At 68.0% G+C, this 14961-nt stretch carries 21 protein-coding genes and 1 other RNA gene; 14 read left to right on the top strand and 8 right to left on the bottom strand.

Annotated elements, in window-relative coordinates:
- Nucleotides 1-34: 34 nt before the first annotated feature.
- Nucleotides 35-418, bottom strand: coding sequence for a response regulator (locus IQ292_RS00195; RefSeq protein WP_203308300.1), 384 nt, complete (start codon nucleotides 416-418; stop codon nucleotides 35-37).
- An 84-nt stretch (nucleotides 419-502) separates the two neighbouring features.
- Between IQ292_RS00195 and IQ292_RS00200 the strand changes: the two genes are divergently transcribed.
- Both IQ292_RS00200 and IQ292_RS00205 read left to right on the top strand, forming a co-directional pair.
- Nucleotides 503-1270, top strand: coding sequence for a Crp/Fnr family transcriptional regulator (locus IQ292_RS00200; RefSeq protein WP_203308301.1), 768 nt, complete (start codon nucleotides 503-505; stop codon nucleotides 1268-1270).
- Entirely contained in the window at nucleotides 1260-2249 is a 990-nt protein-coding gene (locus IQ292_RS00205; protein WP_203308302.1) for a sensor histidine kinase, read from the top strand. Before IQ292_RS00200 ends, IQ292_RS00205 begins: the two co-directional genes overlap by 11 nt.
- Before the next feature lie 114 nt (nucleotides 2250-2363).
- Here IQ292_RS00205 and IQ292_RS00210 read toward each other — a convergent pair whose 3' ends face one another.
- On the bottom strand, nucleotides 2364-3146 hold the full coding sequence (locus IQ292_RS00210) for a class II aldolase/adducin family protein (RefSeq protein ID WP_203308303.1): 783 nt from the start codon (nucleotides 3144-3146) through the stop codon (nucleotides 2364-2366).
- 168 nt (nucleotides 3147-3314) lie between these two features.
- On the opposite strand from IQ292_RS00210, the gene IQ292_RS00215 reads away from it, so the two are divergent.
- Nucleotides 3315-3518, top strand: coding sequence for a hypothetical protein (locus IQ292_RS00215; protein WP_203308304.1), 204 nt, complete (start codon nucleotides 3315-3317; stop codon nucleotides 3516-3518).
- Between the two features lie 180 nt (nucleotides 3519-3698).
- Here IQ292_RS00215 and ssrA read toward each other — a convergent pair.
- Nucleotides 3699-4112, bottom strand: a transfer-messenger RNA (tmRNA) gene (gene ssrA, locus IQ292_RS00220).
- A gap of 70 nt (nucleotides 4113-4182) precedes the next feature.
- On the opposite strand from ssrA, the gene IQ292_RS00225 reads away from it, so the two are divergent.
- Entirely contained in the window at nucleotides 4183-4614 is a 432-nt protein-coding gene (locus IQ292_RS00225; protein ID WP_203308305.1) for an RrF2 family transcriptional regulator, read from the top strand.
- A gap of 24 nt (nucleotides 4615-4638) precedes the next feature.
- Here IQ292_RS00225 and mscL read toward each other — a convergent pair whose 3' ends face one another.
- Nucleotides 4639-5097: a large conductance mechanosensitive channel protein MscL gene (gene mscL, locus IQ292_RS00230; RefSeq protein WP_203308306.1), complete on the bottom strand. Its 459-nt coding sequence runs from the start codon at nucleotides 5095-5097 to the stop codon at nucleotides 4639-4641.
- Between the two features lie 129 nt (nucleotides 5098-5226).
- Between mscL and IQ292_RS00235 the strand changes: the two genes are divergently transcribed.
- From IQ292_RS00235 to IQ292_RS00260, 6 genes are all read left to right on the top strand, one after another.
- The gene (locus IQ292_RS00235; protein WP_203308307.1) at nucleotides 5227-5826 is read left to right on the top strand and encodes a LemA family protein; all 600 of its coding nucleotides are present in this window, start codon (nucleotides 5227-5229) and stop codon (nucleotides 5824-5826) included.
- Between the two features lie 5 nt (nucleotides 5827-5831).
- Entirely contained in the window at nucleotides 5832-6746 is a 915-nt protein-coding gene (locus IQ292_RS00240) for a TPM domain-containing protein (protein WP_203308308.1), read from the top strand.
- A gap of 13 nt (nucleotides 6747-6759) precedes the next feature.
- Nucleotides 6760-7431: a TPM domain-containing protein gene (locus tag IQ292_RS00245; RefSeq protein WP_203308309.1), complete on the top strand. Its 672-nt coding sequence runs from the start codon at nucleotides 6760-6762 to the stop codon at nucleotides 7429-7431.
- Entirely contained in the window at nucleotides 7428-7976 is a 549-nt protein-coding gene (locus IQ292_RS00250) for an NUDIX hydrolase (RefSeq protein WP_203308310.1), read from the top strand. The genes IQ292_RS00245 and IQ292_RS00250 overlap by 4 nt, the downstream gene beginning before the upstream one ends.
- 130 nt (nucleotides 7977-8106) lie before the next feature.
- Entirely contained in the window at nucleotides 8107-8829 is a 723-nt protein-coding gene (locus IQ292_RS00255; RefSeq protein WP_203308311.1) for an alpha/beta fold hydrolase, read from the top strand.
- Entirely contained in the window at nucleotides 8826-9668 is an 843-nt protein-coding gene (locus IQ292_RS00260) for a tetratricopeptide repeat protein (protein ID WP_203308312.1), read from the top strand. The genes IQ292_RS00255 and IQ292_RS00260 overlap by 4 nt, the downstream gene beginning before the upstream one ends.
- Nucleotides 9669-9729: 61 nt before the next feature.
- Here IQ292_RS00260 and IQ292_RS00265 read toward each other — a convergent pair whose 3' ends face one another.
- Nucleotides 9730-10446: an SIMPL domain-containing protein gene (locus tag IQ292_RS00265; protein WP_203308313.1), complete on the bottom strand. Its 717-nt coding sequence runs from the start codon at nucleotides 10444-10446 to the stop codon at nucleotides 9730-9732.
- An 84-nt stretch (nucleotides 10447-10530) separates the two neighbouring features.
- Between IQ292_RS00265 and IQ292_RS00270 the strand changes: the two genes are divergently transcribed.
- Genes IQ292_RS00270 through IQ292_RS00285 form a run of 4 tightly spaced genes read left to right on the top strand, consistent with a single transcriptional unit; the run spans nucleotide 10531 to nucleotide 12530 of the window.
- Complete coding sequence (locus tag IQ292_RS00270) at nucleotides 10531-10986, top strand: VOC family protein (protein WP_203308314.1); 456 nt, start codon at nucleotides 10531-10533, stop codon at nucleotides 10984-10986.
- 2 nt (nucleotides 10987-10988) lie between these two features.
- Nucleotides 10989-11726, top strand: a complete 738-nt coding sequence (gloB, locus tag IQ292_RS00275) for a hydroxyacylglutathione hydrolase (RefSeq protein ID WP_203308315.1) — start codon at nucleotides 10989-10991, stop codon at nucleotides 11724-11726.
- 40 nt (nucleotides 11727-11766) lie between these two features.
- Nucleotides 11767-12168: a hypothetical protein gene (locus tag IQ292_RS00280; protein ID WP_203308316.1), complete on the top strand. Its 402-nt coding sequence runs from the start codon at nucleotides 11767-11769 to the stop codon at nucleotides 12166-12168.
- The gene (locus IQ292_RS00285; RefSeq protein ID WP_238940694.1) at nucleotides 12165-12530 is read left to right on the top strand and encodes a hypothetical protein; all 366 of its coding nucleotides are present in this window, start codon (nucleotides 12165-12167) and stop codon (nucleotides 12528-12530) included. Before IQ292_RS00280 ends, IQ292_RS00285 begins: the two co-directional genes overlap by 4 nt.
- Before the next feature lie 70 nt (nucleotides 12531-12600).
- On the opposite strand, the gene hslU is transcribed toward IQ292_RS00285, so the two are convergent.
- From hslU to IQ292_RS00300, 3 genes are all read right to left on the bottom strand, one after another.
- Nucleotides 12601-13893: an ATP-dependent protease ATPase subunit HslU gene (hslU, locus tag IQ292_RS00290; RefSeq protein WP_203308317.1), complete on the bottom strand. Its 1293-nt coding sequence runs from the start codon at nucleotides 13891-13893 to the stop codon at nucleotides 12601-12603.
- A 111-nt stretch (nucleotides 13894-14004) separates the two neighbouring features.
- Nucleotides 14005-14550: an ATP-dependent protease subunit HslV gene (hslV, locus tag IQ292_RS00295; protein WP_203308318.1), complete on the bottom strand. Its 546-nt coding sequence runs from the start codon at nucleotides 14548-14550 to the stop codon at nucleotides 14005-14007.
- A 117-nt stretch (nucleotides 14551-14667) separates the two neighbouring features.
- The gene (locus tag IQ292_RS00300; RefSeq protein WP_203308319.1) at nucleotides 14668-14952 is read right to left on the bottom strand and encodes a 3TM-type holin; all 285 of its coding nucleotides are present in this window, start codon (nucleotides 14950-14952) and stop codon (nucleotides 14668-14670) included.
- Between the last annotated feature and the right edge of the window lie 9 nt (nucleotides 14953-14961).

Raw genomic sequence — 14961 nt, forward strand, 5'->3', positions numbered from 1 at the left:
GCAGCAGGCGCGACAGCCGCGCAGGGGCGCCCTTTCAGGACCGATCGTCGGCCAGCAACTCCTCCGTGGCACGCAAGAGGCGCGGCGCGGACACCGGCTTCTCGTAGCGCGGCAGATGGTGATAGGCCGCCGGGATCACCGTCTCGTCATATCCGCTGGTCAGCAACACGCGCACGCCATCTCCGATCAGGCGATCGATCAACGGATAGACCATCGTCTCGCGCAGATTGATGTCGAGCACCGCGGCGTCGAGCGCCTGCGCGTCACCGACCAGCCGCATGCCCTGCGGCAGCGACGCCGCCGGTCCCACAACCTGCGCGCCCGCTCCGGTCAGCACGCGAGCGAAGTCGTCCGCGATCAGATATTCGTCCTCGACGACCAGAATATGCTTGCCCGCAAGCGGCGATGGTAAAGACATGATTATCTTACTCCCTGTAATTCAAGAAATAATCATTTCGACCGCAACAGCGCTAACATGGGTGAACGATCCTGATCTATACTGATGTCACCCTTGGCCATGCCCAACACCGCGCCCAATCCGCTCGTCGCTCGATTGTGCCGCTACGTCCGGCTTTCCGAAGCCGAGCAGACGGTCGTCGACAAGGCCGTGGCCGGTCCTGAGATTGCCGTCCGTCAGCGCCGGGACCTGATCCGTGAAGGCGACCGGCCACGCGGCGTCCCCCTGATCGTGGAAGGCTGGGCGTTTCGCTACAAGACGCTGGAGGACGGCCGACGCCAGATCATGTCGATCCACCTGCCCGGGGACCTTTGCGACATTCATGGATATATTCTCGACGAGATGGATCATTCGATCGGCGCGCTCACCCCGGTCCGCTATGTCGAATTATCGCCCGATCGCATCGACATGATGACGGGCTACAGTATCCCCCTGACGCGCGCCCTGTGGTGGGACGCGTTGACTAAAGCGGCGACCTCGCGAGAATGGATCGTCAACCTGGGGCAGCGCGACGCGCTGGAGCGGCTGGCCCACCTCTTCTGTGAGCTCTTCTTCCGCTTGCGGGCGGTGGGTCTCGTCGCCGGGCACAGCTGCGACATCCCGCTGACACAGACCGATCTGGCGGAAACCACGGGGATGACGCCGGTCCACGTCAATCGCATGGTCCAGGAGCTACGAGGGCGCGGCCTCATCCGCTGGAAGGGCGGCGAATTCGAGGCGCTCGATCTCGAGGGCCTGTGCGACGTCGCGATGTTCAGCCCGGACTATCTCCATCTCGATCAGGCGGGCCGCAGCCCGGACCATGATGGTTGAGCCCGTCGATCCGGCCGCCCCATCGCCGCTCGCGTTCCCGCAGCCGGGCTGGCGCGGCACGGCGGACGGACGTTGCATATGGATAGCGCCGTGGTGGCATGCGCTGACGGGCCAGGATGCCAGCCTGTCGCTCGACAGAGGCTGGATCGACCACATCCATCCTGACGACCGCGCCGCGCTTGCGACGATGTGGCGGGGCGCGCAGGCGGAAGGCAGCGGCGTCGTCGACTTGCGCGTCACGCTGGCCGGTACGCGCGGCTACCGCTGGCTCCGCATCCAGACGATGCGCGAGGAGCATGACGGGGTGGCGACGTGGATCGCGAGCGCGGTGGACATCGACGATCTGCGACGTCGGCTCGATCGCGAGCGGACGCGTCGCCTCGCCCTGCAGCATCGCGTCCGCAACACGCTGTCGGTGATACGCTCGGTCGCACGCCGCACGGCGGAGACCAGCGAGACGGTGGACGATTATCGCGCGCGATTTGACGGACGCCTCGCCGCCTTCGCACGCGCGCAGGGCCATATCCTGCGCGGCGACGAACAGGGCACCGATCTGGAGGCGCTGCTCGCCGACGAACTGCTCGCGAACCAGGCGGGATATCGCAATCGCGTCAGCTATGGCGGCCCGGAAGTCCGGCTGCCGCCACGGCTCACCGATCAGCTCGGGCTGGCGCTGCACGAACTGGTTGCGAATGCGGTCCAATTCGGTGCGCTCGCCCGCGAAGGCGGCCGGATCGCGATCCACTGGTCGCTCGACTCGCAGGGCGACGCCCTACGGCTCCGCCTTGTCTGGGACGAGGACGTGCCGGACGGCGGCATCATCCCGCCCGCTGGCGAAGGCTTCGGCCTGGAACTGCTGACACGCAGCCTGCTCTATGAGATCGACGCGGCGGTGACGCTCGATTTCCGGCCGGGGGGCCTGCTCTGCGCCATGGAGATTCCGCTACCGACAGCCCCGGGATCCGCCGCCCGGATATGATCGAGCCGGGCAATGGCGCCGCGACGCCACGTTCGAGGGAACGGCGCTGCGTCATCATTTGAAGGCGCAAACTGCCTCCGGGCCGGCACCGCTTCCCCGCGATTGGCTCAGCCTCTAGTCGCGATAGCTCGGATCGATCCGGTCGAGCTTGCGCAACAGCGCCGGCCAGGCGAGCGCCTGCGCCAGCATCCCCATGCCCTTCGGGCTGGACTGTTGCGCGACCTTCTCCTCCACGCCTTGCGGCGGCGTGTTGAGGTTCTCGCGCCCTGCCGACAACATCAGCACCTGCGCCTCGCAGGCGCGTTCGAGGAAATACAGGCGGACGAAGCACGCGCCCACGGTCTCACCGACCGCCAGCGTGCCGTGGTTGCGCAGGATCATCGCATTGCGCGCGCCCAGATCGGCGACCAGCCGCTCGCGTTCATCCAGATCGGTCGCAATGCCCTCATAGTCGTGATAGGCGACGTCGTGACTGGCGATCATCGCGGTCTGCGTGTGCGGCAGCAGTCCGAACTCCATCGCACTCACCGCCTGGCCATGCGGGGTATGCAGATGCATCACGGCCGCGGCGTCCTCCCGCGCCATGTGGATCGCCGAATGGATCGTGAACCCAGCGGGGTTGACGGGATGGCTGCTCGGTCCGACCGGCGCGCCGTTCACGTCGATCTTGACCAGGCTCGACGCGGTGATCTCCTCGAACATCATGTCATAGGGGTTGATCAGGAAATGATGCTCCGGCCCCGGCACGCGTGCCGACAGATGCGTGAAGATCAGATCGTCCCAGCCGTACAGGGCGACCAGCCGATAGGCGGCGGCAAGGTCGACGCGCGCCTGCCATTCGCCTGGGCTCATCGTCGCCGATCGTGAATCGGGCATCGGGGCGGTTACGGTCGCCATGGCATCTCTCCGGTTGTTCTTTGCTACCGATACTATCGCGTCGCGCCGGACCCGGCAATCGCGCCCGTAACGGGCTCACCTAATACAGGTAAACGCGATTTGCGCCAAAATATCGTATGAAGACATGGTGTTGGCCCAAGCGTGCCGAAACCGCGACCGGAGACTGCCATGTCCACCACCAACTCGTCGACGACCGATGCCCAGCGGCATCAGGCCTATTACGAACATCGCGAACGCCAGGAGCGCGCGTTGGCGTTGCACGCCGGTTCGCCCGAGGGGCGCATCGTCCATCTTCAGCTGGCGGATCGCTATGCCGCGCTCGCTCAGGATCAAGCCGCCGGACGACGCTCACGCCTGACGATTCAGGTCTGAGGACCGGGCCGGGCGATTCCCCGTGACAAGCGGATCGATCGACGGGCTCTGCCGGAGCTGACCGCATCGAGACGCGGAGAGCGCGCCGCCAAACGCACGAAACGGGTCTGCCGGGCGGCGCAAGACCGTCAATGGGGGAAGGTCCGGAGGGTTCTGTTGCCCGGCCCCTCCGGCGGCCGCTGGAATCCCCTTCTGTTGCCCGGTGGGGTCCGACCGCGCTATTTTGGAGTAACCTTAGGCCGCGAGGCCCTCAGTTACGCCGCAATCGCGAGTGCTTCGTTATCGTTGGCACTTGTGTAATGGGCCGTTGCGGTGGTCCCATTCCGAGCGAAAACAGCGCCTTTCAACACACGTCGATCCTGGTTCGGCCCCATCAGCGAAGCTGAGCCACCGTGCTTCCTCAAAGCGATACCTTTGATGAAGCCCGCGGGTGGCATGCATCGAGCATGGCACCCTGTCGTTCAGCTGCGATGGTGGAGCCGCCGGGTACTGCCCCCGGGTCCGCTGCGTCTATTATACGCCGCAGTTTATCGCCATAGCCGGCTGGAAGCCGACGCGATCGATATAGTCGCGCCGCCTGCCGGCCGCAATGGCTGCCCGATCAGTGCGCGATCGGGCCGATCCACGCCTTTCGCTTGCCACAATAAGCGCATAGGGGGCGACCATGTTGACCCAGCGTTCACGCTACGCGCTGCGCGCGATGCTGTTCCTCGCCGAAGCACCGCCCGCCAGCCCGCCCATTCCGATGACCCGCATCGCGGCGGAGGCGAACGTACCGCGCAAGTTTCTGGAGCTGATCCTCGCCGACCTGCGCGACGCCGGGCTGCTGCACAGCCACCGGGGCAAGATGGGCGGGTATCTGCTCGCGCGCCCGCGCCACCTCATCTCGCTCGGCGACGTCATCCGCACGATCGAGGGGCCACTCGCGCTCGTGCCCTGCGTCAGCCGGACCGCATACCGGCCGTGCAAGGATTGCAAGAGCGAGGCGGATTGCGCGATCCGCCACGCGATGATGCGCGTGCGGGACGAGACCGCCCGCATCCTCGACGGCACCAGCCTTGCGGACGCGACCGCGCGGGATCTGGCGGCGGCGTAACGCGCCGCCGCCCGCCGCAGCGACTCAGACGCGCGGCCGCGCCTTGAGCTCGTCGCGAATCTCGCGCAGCAACGCGACCTCCGCCGCCTCCGGCGCGGGCACAGCCGCCGCCGCTTCCGCCTTCTGCCGTTCCAGCAGGCCGGTCGCGCGGTTCACCGTGCGGACGATGAGGAAGATGATGAAGGCGATGATCACGAAGTTGACGAACTGCGTGACGAACTCGCCGTACCCGAGCAGCGGGACGCCCGCCTTCTTCAGCGCGGCATAATCGGTCGGCGATCCCTTGTAGGTCGTGGGGATCGGCCCGAGCTGGATGAAGTAGCTGGAAAAATCGAGGCCGCCGAAGATCTTGCCGATGATCGGCATCAGAACGTCCTCGGTCAGCGACGTGACGATCTTGCCGAACGCGGCGCCGATGATCACCGCCACGGCCAGGTCGAGAACGTTGCCGCGCGCGATGAAGGCCCTGAATTCCTTGAACATGCTGCCACCCCTCTGCTCGTTGCATGGACGGCGGCGAGCTTAGGCAGCGATTCCCCCTTCGCCAAGCGTCACAACTGTCCTATATCACTAGGACAGAACCAGCGGGTTCGATCCTTTTGGAGGGTGTTCATGCCGTCGTTTCGTTCCGTCACCGCGCCGATCGCCAGCGTCGTCCTCGTCGCCAGCCTGTCCGGCTGCGGCCTCAACTCGGTTCCCACCGCCGAGGAGAACGTGAAGGCACGCTGGGCCGACGTCCAGAACGACTATCAGCGCCGCGCCGACCTGATCCCCAATCTCGTCTCGACGGTAAAGGCCGCCGGCGCGCAGGAGAAGGACATCCTGGTCCAGGTGACGCAGGCGCGCGCCGACGCGAACCGCGTGCAGGTGTCGGGCGATCAGCTCACCGACCCGGCCAAGGTCCAGCAGTACGAGCGTGCGCAGAACAACGTGACCATGTCGCTGCAGCGGCTGCAGGAGGCCTATCCCGAGCTGAAGAGCCAGGGCAATTACACCACGCTGATGAGCCAGCTGGAAGGCACGGAGAACCGCATCGCCATCGCGCGCCGCGATTATAACGAGGCGGTGCAGCAGTATAACACGCGCATCCGCACCTTCCCCGACGCGATCGGCGCGCGCATCTTCTACGGCGCCAAGCCGGTGACGCCGTTCAGCGCGACCACGCCGGGCGCGGATCGCGCGCCGACGGTCAACTTCGGGAATGCGAGCTGACGGCGATGCGCCCTCCCCTCGTTCGCTTCGCAGCGGCGCTGCTCGCCTTCGCGGGCGCGCTGCTGCTCGGCCTCGTGCCGGCGAGCGCGCAGACGCTGCCGAAATTCACCGGCCTCGTCGTCGATGCCGCCAACGTACTGCCGCCGCAGACCAAGGCGGACCTGACGGCGAAGCTGGAAGCGTTGCAGCGCGACACCAAGCGCCAGCTGGTGGTCGCGACGATTCCCGATCTGCAGGGCTATCCGATCGAGGATTACGGCAACGCCCTGATCCGCGGCTGGGGTGTCGGGCTGAAGGGTGTCGACACTGGCGCGATCCTGTTCATCGCGCCCAACGAGCCGCCCGGCCATCGCGGCCCGCGGATCGAGGTTGGCTACGGCCTCGAGCCGATCATCACCGACGCCCTATCGAGCGTCATCATCAACCAGCAGATGATGCCCAAGCTGAAGGCGGGCGACGTGCCCGGCGCGATGACCGCCGGTACCGACGCGCTGATCCAGCAATTGCGCGCCAATCCCGACGAGGCGAAGGCGCGCACGGATGCCGCGATCAAGGAGTTTGACGCGACGCATCGCCGCGCGTCCGGAACGCGAGGCGGCGGCGTGCCGATCGGCCTGATCTTCTGGGGGATCATCCTGCTTTTCGTGGTCGTGCCGATGATCGTCGGCCGGCGCCGCAGCGCGGGCCCATGGGGCCGGCGCTACGATGACGGCGGCGGCAGCGCGCTTCCGATCGTGCTCTGGTCGATCGCCAACGAGCTCGGCCGCGCCGCCAGCAACCGTGACGACGACGATCGCGGCGGCTGGGGCGGCGGCGGCGGTTGGGGCGGCGGCGGCTCGGACGGCAGCTGGGGGGGCGGCGGCTTTACCGGCGGCGGCGGCGGATCGGGTGGCGGCGGCGGCGCGTCGGGCAGTTGGTGAGGCGGAGGAACCGATGCACTTGACCGAAGCCGATCGCGCCCGCGTCGCGCAGGCCGTGGCGGACGCGGAGCGCAACACCGCGGGCGAGATCGTTACCGTCGTGACGCGGCGTTCCGATGCCTATCACGACGTCGGCCTGCACTGGGCGGTGCTCGCGATGCTGCTGGCGCTCGCGGTGCTCGCCTGGCGGCCGGAGGCAGCGGTGTGGGCGCACGGCCTTGTCGCCGATCCCTGGGCGAGCGCCCCCTCCCCCGGCGGCCTGTTCACCGTCGCGCTCGTGCTTCTCGCCATCGTGTTCCTGGTCGTGCGCCTCGCCCTCGCCTGGATGCCGCTGCGCCTCGCCTTGACGCCGGCACCGACCAAGACGCGCCGAGTCCACGCCCGCGCGCTGACGCTGTTCCGTGCCGCCGCCGAGGCGCGGACGCGCGATGCGACGGGTGTGCTCATCTACCTGTCGCTCGACGAGCGGCGTGCGGAGATCATCGCCGATCGCGCGATCCACACGCGGGTCGCGCCCGACGTCTGGGGGGCGGCGATGGCGGCGCTCGTCGCCGGCATGCGCGATGGCCGCCCCGGCGAGGGCATGGCCGCCGCCGTCGCGCGGGTGGGCAATGTGCTCGCCGAACATTTTCCGCCGCGCGCCGACGACACCAACGAACTGCCGGATCGTTTGATCGAGCTATGACCATCGAAACCAGGACGGACGACGCCGCCCGCACCATGTGGGAAGGCAAGTATCTCAGCGTGCGCCAGCAGGGCAGCTGGGAATATGCCGAGCGGCGCGGCGGCATCGACGCGGCGGTGATCGTCGCGCTCGACGGAGAGGGCCAGCTGATCCTCGTCGAGCAATATCGCATCCCGATCGGCCGCCCCTGCCTGGAACTGCCCGCCGGTCTCGTCGGCGACACGGAATCGGGCGAGAGCATCGCCGATGCCGCCCGCCGCGAGCTGGAGGAGGAGACCGGCTATCACGCCGCCATCGTCGAGGAGCGTGGCCAGTTTTATTCCTCGCCCGGCATGACGTCGGAGGCCTTCACGCTGGTCGTCGCGACCGGCCTGACCCGGACGGGCGACGGCGGCGGCGATCATGACGAGAATATCACGGTCCACCGCGTGCCGCTGGACGCCGTCGCCGGGTTCGTCGCCGAACAGCGCCGCGCGGGCATGGGCATCGACGCCAAGCTGCTGCTCGTGCTGGGCGGCGGATTGCTCGACGAGCTGCGCGACTGACGATAGCCGCCGGCGCGGGCTTCGTCTCCGGCTGCGACGGGACGCGCGCGCCGGCGCCGGCGTGGCCTGTTCGACGTCGACCGGGGTCACCCCCTTGCCGCCCCCGCCCCCCGGGGCCTAGAGCCGCGGCATGACCGAAACGCCCCGTCCCCGCCTTGCCTACCACCACACGCAGGGGACCGGCCCAACCGTCATCTTCCTGCCCGGCTATGCCTCCGACATGAGCGGCACCAAGGCGGTCGCGCTGGAAAACTGGGCGAAGGCACGGAGCCAGGCGTTCCTGCGCTTCGATTATGCCGGCTGCGGCCATAGCGAGGGCGCGTTCGAAGACCAGACGCTGGCCGGATGGCGCGACGACGTGCTTGCGATGATCGACGAAGTGGCCGGCGGCGACGTCGTACTGGTCGGCTCGTCGATGGGCGGCTGGCTGATGCTGCTCGCGGCCCGCGCGCGGCCCGACCGCGTCAAGGCCTTGGTCGGCATCGCCCCCGCCCCGGACTTCACCGACTGGGGCTTCTCGATGGACGAGAAGATGGCGATACTGCAGACCGGCCGGCTGGAGCGCGCCAATCCCTATGGTCCCGAGCCGACCGTCTACACGCGCGGCTTCTTCACCTCGGGCGAGGCGAACCGGCTGATGTTCGGCCAGATCGCGATCGACGGTCCGGTGCGGCTGGTGCAGGGACAGCGCGATCCCGACGTACCGTGGCAGCGCACCTGCCATCTGGCCGAGCTGCTCCGTTCAGCGGACGTGCAGACGTGGCTGGTCAAGGACGGCGACCACCGCCTGTCCCGCGATACCGACGTCGCGCTGATCATTCGGGCGGTCGAGGACGTGCTGCACCGACTATGATCGCCCTGTTTCTTGCCGCGGCCATGGCTCAGGCCACCGCGCCCAAATCGCCCGTGTCGATCAAGGCAGGCGCCGCGAGACCCGCGTCGCAGCCGGAGGATTCGCGGGAAGCGCGCTACCAGCGCTGCGTCAACCTGGCGGAGAGCGACCCCGCCGCCGCGCGGGCCGAGGCGCTGCGCTGGGCAGCGGCGGATGGCCATTGGTTCGCACAGCAATGTGCCGGCCTCGCCTATGCCCAGGAGCGTAACTGGCCGGCCGCCGCAGGGGCGTTCGAGGCGGCGGGCAAGGCGGCTGAGCTCGGGCACGACAAACGCGCCGCCAATTACTGGGCGCAGGCGGGCAATGCGTGGCTCGCCGCGGGCGATGCCGCGAAGGCGCGCGCCGCGCTGGACACCGCGCTGATCGCCGGCACGCTGACCGGACTCGCGTTGGGCGAGACGCAGCTCGACCACGCCCGCGCGCTCGTGGCGGCGGGCGAGACCGAGGCCGCGCGGCGGGACATTGACATGGCGCTGACCAATGCCGCCGCCGATCCGCTCGCCTGGCTGCTTTCGGCGACCCTGGCGCGCCGTGACGGCGACATTCCACGTGCGAAGAAGGACATTGCAGAGGCGCTGAAGCGCTCGCCCGACGATGCGTCCGTCCAGCTGGAGGCCGGCAACATCGCCGCCCTCGCGCGCGACGAAGCCGGCGCCAAGGCGGCCTGGGCCGAGGCCGCACGGCTCGCGCCGAACACGCCGGTCGCCGCGCACGCGCTCGCCGCGCTCGGGCAGTTCGACGCCGAGGGCGCATCGGCGACGGCGCCTGTTGCGAAGCCCACGGCGCCGATCGGACGCTGACGCCGATCACCACCCCCCGCACGACTGGCGCGCGGAAAGCGGCACGTGCAGGCTTTGGCGTTCACTGCAAGTAGAATTCGACCGTCGTCACCACCCGCACCTTCTTGAAGGGCGTATCCGCGACACCATAGCCGCTCGGCTCGCCGTCGCGCGCCTCGACCGAGAAATAACCCTGGGTGGCGCTCTTGATGCCGCCGACGCCGGTGCCGCTGTCCTTGGCGAATTGTTCCGCCGAAGCGCGCGCATCACGGGTCGCCGCCGCGACCATCGCCGGCTTGATGTCGTTCAGGCGGGTGAAGCTGTAGGTCATGCCAGAGCCTTCCTGCAGCCGCACGCCCTGCCGCACCAGGTCGAACTGCCGCGCCACCGCGGCACGTGCGCGCGCAATGTCGGTGGTGCGAAGCTGCAAGCGCTGGCTGATCGTCACTGTCGGCATGCCGTTGACGAAATTCTGGTTCACGCCGGCACCCGTCGGCGTCAGCGCGCCGGCGGGGAAGCCCAGCGCGGCGAAGAAGCGTCGAACCGTCGCCGTGTCGCGCTCGATGTCGGCCTGCACCGCCGCGGTATCGGTGCCCTGTTCGGAATAATTGAGCGTCCAGACGGCCAGATCCGCGGTCACGTTGCGCTCGGCCAGGCCACGGACCGTCACCGCCCGATCGGCATGCCTGGCGCGCAACAACCCGTCGCCGAGCAGATAGCCGCCAAGCGCGATGCCCGCCGCCAGGATCACCGCTGCGATCCACAGCCCTCGATTGTACGTCGTCACCCCGCTTTCCATCCCGTCCTCCGCTCCCATATAGCCGGGGAGAGGCTGCTCTCGCGCCGATGAACCGTGCCTTTACGGCGACGAACGGAGTTTTGCATGTCGACCTACTATCTGCACACGATGATCCGGGTGACCGATCCGGACGCGACGATCCGCTTCTTCGAACTGCTCGGGCTGAAGGAGGTCCGTCGCATGGAGAGCGAGGCCGGCCGCTTCACGCTGATTTTCCTGGCAAGCGAGGAGGATGCAAAGATCGGCAATCGTCGCGCGGAGGTCGAGCTCACGTACAACTGGCCGGCGGAAGACGGCAGCGAGTCGGAGGCCTATTCGGGCGGCCGCAACTTCGGTCATCTCGCCTATCGCGTCGACAACATCTACGACATGTGCGCGCGGCTTCGCGACGCGGGCGTGACCATCAACCGGCCGCCGCGCGACGGGAACATGGCGTTCGTGAAGACCCCCGACGGCATCTCCATCGAACTGCTGCAGGCCGGCGAGCCACTGGCCCCGGCCGAGCCTTGGGCCTCGATGCCCAACACCGGGAGCTGGTGATCATGGCCGCGTCCTCGCTCGGCATCGTGCGGGTGCCGGTACTCGCCGACAATTACGCCTGGCTGGTCCACGATCCCGCCAGCGGCGAGACGGTCGCCATCGATCCGGGCGAGGCGCAGCCGCTGCTGGATGCCGCCGCCGAACTCGGCTGGTCGATCGGACAGGTGTGGACGACCCATTGGCATCCCGACCACACGGGCGGCAATGCGGCGATGAAGGCAGCCGGCGCGCGGATCACCGGACCCGCTGCGGAAGCGGCGAAGATCCCGACGCTCGACACCATGGTCGGCGAGGGCGATACGGTCCGCCTCGGCCGCCATGTCGCGTCCGTCCTGCATGTGCCAGGACACACCGCCGGTCATGTCGCCTTCCATTTCGCCGAGGCGGGCGCGATCTTCACCGGCGATACGCTATTTGCGATGGGCTGCGGCCGCTTGTTCGAGGGCGACGCGGCGCAGATGTTCGCCAACATGCGTCGCTATGCCGCCCTGCCCGACGATACGCAGGTCTATTGCGGGCACGAATATACCCAGTCCAACGGCCGCTTCGCGCGCGTCGCGGAGCCGGACAATGCGGCGATCGCCGCCCGCATGGCGGAGGTCGACGCGATGCGCGCGCGAGGCGAGGCGACGATCCCGACGTCGATCGGACTCGAGCGCGCGACCAACCCCTTCCTGCGGGCCGACACCGCCGACGAGCTGGCGCGACTTCGCGACGAGAAGGATGCGTTTCGCGGCTGACTTGCGGGGAGCCGGAAAAGGCGCGATGCGTTGTGGCGCCATGATCCGTCTGCTCTGTATCGCCACGCTCGTGCCGCTCGCCGTCGCGGGCTGTACCGGCACCGCCGCAACGCCGCAGGTCAGCGCCCAGGCGGCGGCCGGTCTCGACAAGGAACTCGCCGGCCTGACGCCGCACGGCAGCACCAGCTGCATCAGCCTCACCCGTTCGCAGCAGAGCCACGGCTACGGCCCGACCATCGTCTACATCGTCAGCCCGCAGCTCAAATATCGCAGCGACACCAGTGGCGGATGCGAGGGCATGGGTCGCGGCGACGTCCTGATCACGCGCACGCCCAGCACGCAATTGTGCCAGGGCGACATCGCGACCACGGTCGACGCGGCCAGCCGGACCTTCACCGGCAGTTGCTCGTTCGGCCCCTTCGTGCGGTACAGCGTGAAATGATCCGCGCGCTCGCCCTGCTCCCGCTCGCCGCGCTCACCCTCGGGGCGAAGGACGATCCGCTCGCCGGCCGCGTCGCGGGCAAGCCGCAGCAATGTATCGACCTGGGGATGTCGGATGGTCCGACCATCGTCGACAGCCACACGATCCTCTACCGCGCGGGTGCGGGACGGCGTGTGTGGCAGACCGGACCGGTCGGCGACTGTCCGTGGCTGCGGCCGCTGACGACGCTGATCGTCCACGCCTATTCGGGATCGCAGCTATGCGCCAACGACCGCTTTCAGGTCCTTGAGCCGGGGGTGAGCATTCCGTCGGCAAACTGCCGCTTCACGCCCTTCACCCCGTACGATCGGATCACGAAATAGCGCCGTACGGCCCCGATCCGATCCTGCCGGATCGGGGCCCGCCATGCCGCCCCGATCCACCTGTGCGCGTCTACAGTACGAAACGGCTGAGATCGGTGTTGCGCGCGATCCCCGCCAGCTGCGCCTCGACATAGGCGGCATCGACGGTGACCGGCTCCTTCCGGTCCTCCGCGTCGAAGCTCACATCCTCGAGCAGCTTCTCCATCACCGTTTGCAGCCTTCGCGCGCCGATATTCTCGACCTGCCCGTTCACCTCGGCGGCGATCCGCGCGATCGCGGCGATGCCGTCGGGAGCGAATTCGACCGCCACGCCCTCGGTGCCGAGCAACGCCTTGTACTGCGCGGGCAGCGACGCCTTGGTATCCGACAGGATCGCGATGAAATCGGCCTCGCTGAGGCCCTTAAGCTCGACGCGGATCGGCAGGCGCCCCTGCAGCTCGGGCAGGAGGTCGCTGGGCTTGGCGACGTGGAACGCCCCCGAAGCGATGAACAGGATGTGATCCGTCTTCATCGGGCCATATTTGGTCGCGACGGTGGTACCCTCGATCAGGGGCAACAGGTCGCGCTGCACGCCCTCGCGACTCACCGAACCGCCCCGCACGTCGCTGACCGCGATCTTGTCGATCTCGTCGAGGAAGACGATGCCGTTCGCCTCGGCGTCCGCCAGCGCGGTCCGATTGACGTCGTCCTGGTCGAGACGCTTGTCCGCCTCCTCCTCGATCAGTTTCTCCCACGCCGCGCGGACGGTCAGCTTGCGCCGCTTCAACGGCTGGCCGCCGCCGAAGGACTTCATCATCTCCGACAGGTTGATCATCTGCGCGCCGGCACCGGGGATGTCGAACGGTGCCGCCGCCGCCTGCTCCACCTCGATCTCCACCTCGGCCGTATCGAGATGGCCGTCGGCGAAGCGCTGGCGGAAACTCTCGCGCGTCGCCTGGCTGGCGTCCTTGCCGACCAGCGCATCGAGCAGGCGCTTCATCGCCGCGTCTTCCGCCTTGTCCTTGACCGCGACGCGCCGACGCTCCTTCTCCAGCCGGATCGCTTCCTCGACCAGGTCGCGGGCGATCTGTTCGACGTCGCGGCCGACATAGCCGACCTCGGTGAACTTGGTCGCCTCGACCTTGACGAAGGGCGCATCGGCGAGCTTCGCCAGACGACGGCTGATCTCGGTCTTGCCGCAGCCGGTCGGCCCGATCATCAGGATGTTCTTGGGCGTTACCTCGTCGCGCAAGTCGGGGCTGAGCTGCTGCCGCCGCCAGCGGTTGCGCAGGGCCACCGCGACCGCGCGCTTCGCGTCCCGCTGGCCGACGATATGGGCATCCAGTGCGGCGACGATCGCTTTGGGGGTGAGATTCTGGTTCATCTATTCTCTCGAGCCCCTTTCCGTCGGGAACGGGGTTGGGAAGGTTACGTCACGGGCGAAGTTCTGGTACAGTCATTCTCGGCCCTCCCCTGAATGGGGGAGGGATTCCGATCACGCCGCGCTATCCAGCGTCTCCACCGTGACCCGGTCGTTCGTGTAGACGCAGACGTCGGCGGCGATCTGCATCGCCTTGCGGCAGATCGTTTCCGCGTCGCCTTCGTAATCGACGAGCGCCCGCGCCGCGGCGAGCGCGTAATTGCCGCCAGATCCGATCGCGGCGACGCCATTCTCCGGCTCCAGCACGTCGCCGTTGCCGGTGAGGATCAGCGTCACCTCCTTGTCGGCGACGATCATCATCGCCTCCAGGTTGCGCAGATATTTGTCGGTGCGCCAGTCTTTTGCCAACTCGACCGCGGCGCGCATCAGCTGCCCCTGGTGACGCTCCAGCTTGGCTTCGAGCCGCTCGAACAGCGTGAAGGCGTCGGCCGTGGCGCCGGCGAAGCCGCCGATCACCTGACCGTCGGCGCCAAGTCGGCGCACCTTGCGCGCGTTCGGCTTCATGACCGTCTGGCCCATGGAGACCTGGCCGTCGCCGATGACGACGACCTTGCCGCCGCGTCGTACCGACAGGATGGTGGTGCCATGCCATACGGGCATGGCGTGAGGATCGTTCCCGCTCATGGCGCCGCATGTAGGAAGCGGCGGACGCGAATGCCAAGGGGCGGACGGCTCACTCCTCGATCCGATCCCGCCCCGGGGCGTCGGATCGCGCCGCTAACGTTCGCTGCCCAGCGCCTTTCCCCAGCTCCGCGCCACCGTATAGCCGAGATAGCCCGTGCCGAAGAGCGCGTAGAGCGGCTCGGGAATGGCGCGTAGATAGGCGGCGATGCCGGCCGCCATCGCCGCCGCCGCCGCCGGTCGTACCGCGGCGATCACCCCCATGGGGATCGCCCACAGAAGAAGGGCGTACATCACATAGAGGAACATCGGACGCGCCCGGCGCACCCAGGCATCCTCGTTCTGCGTCCCGACGTCGGCCGCCCCTGCTGCCCGCGCCATGCCGTCATC

This window comes from Sphingomonas beigongshangi, from assembly GCF_016820445.1.
Taxonomy (GTDB): Bacteria; Pseudomonadota; Alphaproteobacteria; order Sphingomonadales; family Sphingomonadaceae; genus Sphingomonas; species Sphingomonas beigongshangi.